This is a genomic window from Pseudoalteromonas sp. GutCa3 (assembly GCF_002836155.1).
GTDB lineage: Bacteria > Pseudomonadota > Gammaproteobacteria > Enterobacterales > Alteromonadaceae > Pseudoalteromonas > Pseudoalteromonas arctica.
Genome location: NZ_PJBK01000009.1, coordinates 1 through 254, shown reverse-complemented (window position 1 = coordinate 254; position 254 = coordinate 1). Strand labels below are relative to the sequence as shown.

General features: G+C 37.4%; 1 tRNA gene. It reads right to left on the bottom strand.

Features of this window, described 5'->3' with window-relative positions:
* Positions 1-53: 53 nt before the first annotated feature.
* Positions 54-129: transfer RNA gene (locus tag CXF64_RS00045), tRNA-Phe, on the bottom strand.
* Positions 130-254: the final 125 nt, after the last annotated feature.

Genomic DNA, 254 nt, shown 5'->3' with positions numbered 1-254 from the left:
TTATAAAGCACTTAAAATAAAAAAACCTTGCATAAGCAAGGCTTCTCAATAAATGGTGCCTCGACGCGGAATCGAACCACGGACACGAGGATTTTCAATCCTCTGCTCTACCGACTGAGCTATCGAGGCACATAAACTGTGCTAATTAATTGTGATACTTTACAATTAACTTTAAATAAATGGTGCCGACTAACCGAGTCGACGGGTAATTTGAACAGACTACTGATTACAGTTTTTCTTTTCAAATTACTTTA